This is a genomic window from Longimicrobiaceae bacterium, from assembly GCA_035696245.1.
In the GTDB taxonomy this organism is placed as follows: domain Bacteria; phylum Gemmatimonadota; class Gemmatimonadetes; order Longimicrobiales; family Longimicrobiaceae; genus DASRQW01.
Genome location: DASRQW010000372.1, coordinates 1 through 6,225 on the forward strand (window position 1 = coordinate 1; position 6,225 = coordinate 6,225).

Below are 6,225 nucleotides of genomic sequence, written 5' to 3' on the forward strand. Positions count from 1 at the left end.
GTCGTGATGCTGCTCGCAAACGTGGCGGGGTTCGCCATCATCAGTACCTCGGCGCCTGGCTATGGAACCGTCCATCTCTGGGGCATGACGTGCCTGGCCACGGGAGCGCTCGTCGGCTTCCTGTTCGCGGTGCCCAGGGTGAGCATGGACGCGGCGAAGACGGTCACCCATCGCCCCAACTCCAACATAGAGGTCGTCTCGGACTGGCTCACCAAGATCATCGTGGGCGTGGGACTGATCGAGTTCAGGGATCTTGGCGCGTTTCTCAACGGCCTCGCCGAAGACCTGGCCCAGTCGCTCGCGCCCGCCCGGAGCATGGCATTCGCCCAGGCGCTGATCGTCTACTTCTTCGTCGCGGGGATGATCCAGGGCTATCTCCTGACGCGCATGTATCTCAGCCGACAGTTCGAAATGGAAGAGTCGCGCCTGTTGATCGTGGAATCCGGCACCACTCCGTCCGCTCCCTCACCGTGAGCCGTGATGGGCAATGTCAGAGAGGCCCGCAGTCGTGACCTCGTAGGTCCACGTACGAAACTCGCCTCGGCGCGGGAACGTACGGCGAGCACGTTCCGGGAGAGGCCCGGTGCACGTCACTCTTTGCCCACAGACCGAGATGCCGGACAGCAGCCAATTTCGTGGATTCGCCGGGCTCGCCCTTCTATTCGCCGCGGCGACGGTGTTCCGCTATTACGTGGAGACGAAGCACGTGATCGCCGGAGTGCTGCAGACGGATCCCGCCACGACGGCGGCCCTGACGATGCTGCTGCTTCTCGGCCTCGCGTCCGCCGCGTACTTCCTGCTTCGAACGGGGCTTCGTCCCGCGATGAGCCGCCGGACGGGCTGATCCGGCGGCACCCGCTCGCGCTGTGGGCGCGCCCTGCGGTTCTGAACTTGCGAAGCCGGATCGCGGCTTCGGGCACTTGCCCGGGGCCGCGTTTCTCGTCTCCGAACCCCGCATCTGCCCATGCGCCTGAAGCCGATCCCGAACGGAACCGAGGTGGAGCTGGACGACGAGGCGGCGGCGCCCCCGCACGGCGCGCCGGAGGGGAAGAAGCTGAAGGAGGAGACGGATGCGCTTCTGGAGCGTCTTGCGGACCTCTCGACCGCGCTGCGGGCGGAGCGGACGCGGGCGCTGCTGGTGGTGCTCCAGGCGCGCGACGCGGGCGGCAAGGACGGGACGATCCGCCGCGTGTTCGGCGCCGTGAGCCCGCAGTACCTGGAGGTGCGCAGCTTCGCCGCACCCACACGCGACGAGCTCGCGCACGACTTCCTGTGGCGCGTGCACCGCGTGGTGCCGCAGCTGGGCATGGTGGGTGTCTTCAACCGCTCGCACTACGAAGACGTGCTGGCCGCGCGCGTCCACCACCTGGTCCCGAAGGAAGTCTGGCAAAAACGCTACGGCCACATCGAAGCCTTCGAGCGGCTGCTCTCCGACAGCGGCATCACCATCGTCAAGCTCTTCCTCCACGTCTCGCGCGCCGAGCAGAAGAAGCGCTTCCTGGAACGCCTCCAGAAGCGCAGGAAGGGCTGGAAGTTCCAGGAGGGCGACCTGGACGACCGCCGCCTGTGGGACGAGTACACGCACGCCTATCGCGACGCCATCGCCAAAACGAGCACGGACTCCGCCCCCTGGTACGTCGTGCCGGCGGACGACAAGCCCACGCGCGACCTCCTGGTCGCACGCATCGTCGTGGACGCGCTGGAGCGCATGGACCCGCAGTTCCCGCAGCTGGACCCCAAGCTCGTCCAGCTCGCCGATACCATCGACTGACCCGGCCGTCACTCCCGAGTGTGCCGCGGGCCCGCCGCCCTCGTCGGACGAGCATTGACACATCAGCGGAAGTTGATACATTAGCGTCATGGCAACACACACCGCTCCCGACGCCGCCCAGGTGGCCCGCTGGTTCCACGCGCTCTCGGACGAGACGCGCGTGCGGATCGTGCGGATGCTGGCGGGCGGCGAACGGTGCGTGTGCGACCTGACGGGCGCGCTCGACGCGGCGCAGTCCCGCCTCTCCTTCCATCTCAAAACCCTGAAGACAGCCGGGCTGGTGACCGACCGCAAGGAGGGCCGCTGGGTGTACTACTCCCTCAACCCCGACGCGTTGGACGCCATCTCCGCCTTCGCGGCCGAGGTGAAGCCCGCCGAGGGGTGGCAGGGCGGTGGGGGGTGCTGCTGATCGCACCCGTTTTTTTGCCGGAAAGCATCAACAAATGTTGTTCGATACACTCACCACGAGGAGGAACCGATGAGCGACACGAGCATTCGGGACACTGTGCGGGAGAAGTACGGGCAGGCGGCGCTGCGCGTGGTGGCCGGCGGGCGGAACGGGTGCTGCGGTGGGGGCGCGGCGCTGGACGGCGGCTGCGACCCCATCACCGCGGACCTGTACGACGCGTCGCAGACGGCGTTGCTGCCCGAAGCGGCGGTGCTGGCGTCCCTGGGCTGCGGCAACCCCACCGCGCTCGCCGAGCTGCACGAGGGCGAGACGGTGCTGGACCTGGGCTCCGGCGGTGGGATCGACGTGCTGCTCTCCGCGCGCCGGGTGGGGCCCACTGGCCGCGCCTACGGTCTGGACATGACGGACGAGATGCTGGAGCTGGCGCGCGCCAACCAGCGCGAGGCGGGCGTGGAGAACGCCTGGTTCCTCAAGGGCGAGATCGAGAACGTGCCGCTGCCGGACGCGTCGGTGGACGTGGTCATCTCCAACTGCGTCATCAACTTGTCGGCAGACAAGCGGCGGGTGCTGGCGGAGGCGTTCCGCGTGCTCAAGCCCGGCGGCCGCTTCGCCGTCTCGGACGTGGTGGTGCGCGGCGAGGTGCCGGAGGAGGTGAAGCGCAGCATGGAGCTGTGGGTGGGCTGCGTGGCGGGCGCGCTGGAGGAGCAGGAGTTCCTCGGCCTCCTGCGCGACGTCGGCTTCGGCGAGCCCAGCATCGAGCCGACGCGCGTGTACCGGCTGGAGGATGCGCGCACCTTCCTGGAAGGCGCCGGCCTGGACGCGGACGCCATCGGTCCGGAGATCGAGGGCCGCTTCATGGGCGCCTTCGTCCGCGCCACCAAACCGCTCGCCGCCGCTCCGTCCGCCGCCGCCGTGCCGGACGATGCCGCCGCAACTTCGTGCTGCTCGACTACCTGCTGCTCGTGAGCGTGACCGCAGGCGCAGCATACAAGGCATGTTCGTAAGATGCGGCAGCGGTTGAGCCCGGGAACCGGGTCGCGGCAGTCAACGCGCGGCCGCCGAACGCCTCCCTCGATGCGCGGCGGGGGATGAACGTACCTCCGTGAAGGCCCGACCATCGGCCGAACGGCGGAGATGCAGCGCGGGGCCGCGGCGATGATGCCGCCGCCCCGCGCTTCGCATCTACCGAAGCCTTACGCTCCCGGCGGAGGCGCGGTGCGGAAGCTCTGGAGGGCGGCGCGCTCGGCGGTCGCGGTGAGACTACGCAGCGTCTTCATCGCCTCGGCGGCGGCTTCGTCGCCCGCGCCGGTCCGGATGGCGCGCTCCAGCTCCTCCCGCAGGAGGTCGCCTTCCACCACCACCTGCTCCTCGGTCCACCCGATGGCGCGGCGCTGCCGGCCGTGACGGTGCGCGATCACGTGCTGGATCTCGGTTCCGTCGTCCAGCAGCCGCGAATCCGGGCCCTCGGTGGCGATGACGTGCACGCACTGCCCCAGCTCGGTGATGAGCGTGACGTAGTGGTCCTCCAGGTGCGTGCGGTCCAGCTCGCGGGCGCCGGGCAGCCGCGGCTCGGCGCGCATGCGGTCGCCGAAAGCCGCGACCAGCAGGTCCACGTTCCCGATGAGCACCTCCGCAGCCGCCAGCAGCAGCGCCGCCTGGGGCCGCGAAGCAACGTCATCCACCGTGCCGGCGGACGTGGCTTCGTCCCTCTCCCCGCCGCGCGACGCTTCGGACGGCGGCCCCGACTCCATCAGGGCCGCGAGCGCGCTGAGGCGTTCCGCCGCATGCGCGGCACGGGCCTGGAGCCGCGAGCCGAGGGCGGAGTCCCCGGCCCGCCGCGCCTCTTCCGCGAGACGCCCCGTCAGCGTGGCCTGCTCCTGCACGGCGGCAGCCGCGGCGGCGAGACGCGAATCTACCGACTGGGCCTGCCACTCCAGCAACGCGCTGCCGGACCACCTGTGCCCGAGAGGGCAGCGGAACACGCGGGCAGGCTCGCCCGCGGCCTCGGCCAGGGCGCCCGTGCACAGCGGGCATTGCACGCCTACGGGCGGGCCGCCGGTTACGGGCTCCGGCCCGATGCCGGGTTCGGTCCTCGGCGCGTCCTCTTCGCTGCTAGCGAGCTCCCGCCGTGTCCCGCCGCCCGCGCACTCGCTTACGATCAAGGCGGCGATCTCCGCCGTGGGGAGCACGTCGTCCGCAGCCGTGGCGCCCATGCCGGCGAAGGGTGCCTCGCCGGGATGCTGGACGACGCCGAGTCCGCCGCGCTCGCGGACGTGCGCGAGCCCGACCAGGCCGTCGCCGTGCGCACCGGCCAGCGCCACGGCGAGCACGCGGCCGCCGTACGCCATGGCGGCGGAGCGGAAAAGCGCGTCGGCGGCGGGGCGCACCCCGTTCTCCTCGGGCCCGCGGGAGAGGGCCACGCGTCCGCCGCGAACGAGCAGGTGATGGTCCGGCGGCGCGACGTAGATGCGGCCCGCCTCCAGCGGCTCGCCGTGCACCCCGTGCGCGGCGGGCAGAGTACCCGCGCGCGCCAGCAGCGCGGGAAGGTTCCTCGTGGTCGTCCGCGGAACGTGGACCGCCACCAGCACCGCCGCGCCCAGGTCCGCCGGAAGCGCGCGGACCACCTCCGCGAGCGCGTCCAGGCTCTCCGCCGATCCGCCGATCACCACCACGTCTCGAGTACCCATCACCTCACCATCCTATCCGACGTTCTCTACCGGCAGTCTTCCGCGCGACGTGCGTTGAACAGTGCCGAGCCGTTGCAAGGCGCGTGCGCTCCCCGCCGCAACGACCGAACGCAGGAGAGCCGGGGGATGCGCCCCCGGCTCCTCGTCCACGAATCCACCGGCCAACCCGTAGCGGCTGAGGCGAGACGGCGGGTGAGGAATTCGGCCCCACGCCATCGATCGCCTCCCTTCCGGTATGCGGTCCCCCCCGTCCCGGTTGCATTCACGGTCGAGGGTCACGGGCAGCGGAGCGGATCGCAGAATCGAGATCGGCCCAGAGGTCGCCGGCATCCTCGATCCCGACGCTGAGCCGCAGGAGGGAAGGTGGAAGGTGTCCCTGTCCGGGGATCGCAGCTCGCCGCTCCATCGTGGATTCCACCGCGCCAAGGCTGGTCGCATGATGGATGAGACGCACGCTTCGGCAGACCTGGTCGGCGAAGTCGGCCCCGCCGTCCACGTCGAACGAGATGATCGTTCCGAATCCCTTGAGCACACGCTTGGCGACCGCGTGCGTGGGGTGTGACGGCAGGCCGGGGTACCGGACACGGGAGACCAGCGGGTGCGCCTCCAGCCGCTCCGCGAGCACCATGGCGGTCCGCTGTGCCCGCTCGAGCCGAATCGCGAGCGTTCTCGCGCCGCGCACGGCGAGATACGCCTCGAGCGTTCCCGGTGTCGCGCCGCTGAGCTCGCGAGTCTTCCGGAGTGCGTGCCACAGCGCATCGTCCCGCGTCGTGGCTACGCCCGCCAGCAGGTCGGAGTGGCCACCGATGAACTTGGTGGCCGACTGCAGCGACACCGTGGCGCCCAGCTCCAGCGGCTGCTGATTCAGAGGCGTAGCGAACGTGTTGTCTACCGCCACGATCGCTCCGGGCTTGCGTGGCGCCGCGCAGACGGCCTCCAGGTCGGCGACGGTGAGCAGCGGGTTGGACGGCGATTCGAGCCAGACCAGGTCGGCGGCGCCGCAGGCGCGAATCCACGCGGCCGTGTCGTCCAACGCCACGCGCCGCACCGACCAGCGCCCTCGTTCGGCGCCCGCGGCTGCCAGGCCCGCGACGCCTTGGTAGCAGTCGTCGGGGAGCGCCACCACGGCGCCCGCCGGAAGCTGGTCGAACACCGCGGCGATGGCTGCCATGCCCGAGGCGAACGCCACCGCCTTGCCGGCCTCCAGCCCGCCCACGAGCGCTTCGAGCGCCTCCCAGGTGGGAGTGCCGTCATCGCGCGAGTAGTCGCGCCCGGCGCCGATGATGAAGTTGGACGCGGGGACCGGCGGGACGTTCAGCGGGGCGCCGGGCTCGGACGGCCGCCCTGCCGAGACGAGC

7 protein-coding genes are annotated in these 6,225 nt (G+C 70.8%); 5 read left to right on the forward strand and 2 right to left on the reverse strand.

Annotation, left to right across the window (positions count from 1 at the left end; all coding sequences use genetic code 11):
• The 5 genes from VFE05_17020 to VFE05_17040 all read left to right on the forward strand — a co-directional run.
• Nucleotides 1-474, forward strand: a 474-nt coding sequence (locus VFE05_17020) for a hypothetical protein (protein HET6231780.1), incomplete at its 5' end; no start/stop codon positions are given.
• A gap of 139 nt (nt 475-613) precedes the next feature.
• Nucleotides 614-844, forward strand: a complete 231-nt coding sequence (locus VFE05_17025) for a hypothetical protein (protein ID HET6231781.1) — start codon at nt 614-616, stop codon at nt 842-844.
• 120 nt (nt 845-964) lie between these two features.
• Complete coding sequence (locus VFE05_17030) at nt 965-1,771, forward strand: PPK2 family polyphosphate kinase (GenBank protein HET6231782.1); 807 nt, start codon at nt 965-967, stop codon at nt 1,769-1,771.
• An 88-nt stretch (nt 1,772-1,859) separates the two neighbouring features.
• Nucleotides 1,860-2,180, forward strand: a complete 321-nt coding sequence (locus tag VFE05_17035) for a metalloregulator ArsR/SmtB family transcription factor (GenBank protein ID HET6231783.1) — start codon at nt 1,860-1,862, stop codon at nt 2,178-2,180.
• 69 nt (nt 2,181-2,249) lie between these two features.
• Nucleotides 2,250-3,146: an arsenite methyltransferase gene (locus VFE05_17040; GenBank protein HET6231784.1), complete on the forward strand. Its 897-nt coding sequence runs from the start codon at nt 2,250-2,252 to the stop codon at nt 3,144-3,146.
• A gap of 227 nt (nt 3,147-3,373) precedes the next feature.
• Here the strand turns inward: VFE05_17040 and VFE05_17045 are convergent, their stop codons facing one another.
• Nucleotides 3,374-4,867, reverse strand: coding sequence for a chemotaxis protein CheB (locus VFE05_17045; protein HET6231785.1), 1,494 nt, complete (start codon nt 4,865-4,867; stop codon nt 3,374-3,376).
• A gap of 262 nt (nt 4,868-5,129) precedes the next feature.
• Nucleotides 5,130-6,225, reverse strand: a 1,096-nt coding sequence (locus VFE05_17050; GenBank protein ID HET6231786.1) for a PLP-dependent transferase, incomplete at its 5' end; no start/stop codon positions are given.

Bases quoted from the DNA above. Each gene is read 5' to 3' on its own strand.
- VFE05_17035 (HET6231783.1), top strand. From the start codon at position 1,860: ATGGCAACACACACCGCTCCCGACGCCGCCCAGGTGGCCCGCTGGTTC.
- VFE05_17025 (HET6231781.1), top strand. From the start codon at position 614: ATGCCGGACAGCAGCCAATTTCGTGGATTCGCCGGGCTCGCCCTTCTA.
- VFE05_17040 (HET6231784.1), top strand. From the start codon at position 2,250: ATGAGCGACACGAGCATTCGGGACACTGTGCGGGAGAAGTACGGGCAG.
- VFE05_17030 (HET6231782.1), top strand. From the start codon at position 965: ATGCGCCTGAAGCCGATCCCGAACGGAACCGAGGTGGAGCTGGACGAC.
- VFE05_17045 (HET6231785.1), bottom strand. From the start codon at position 4,867: ATGGGTACTCGAGACGTGGTGGTGATCGGCGGATCGGCGGAGAGCCTG.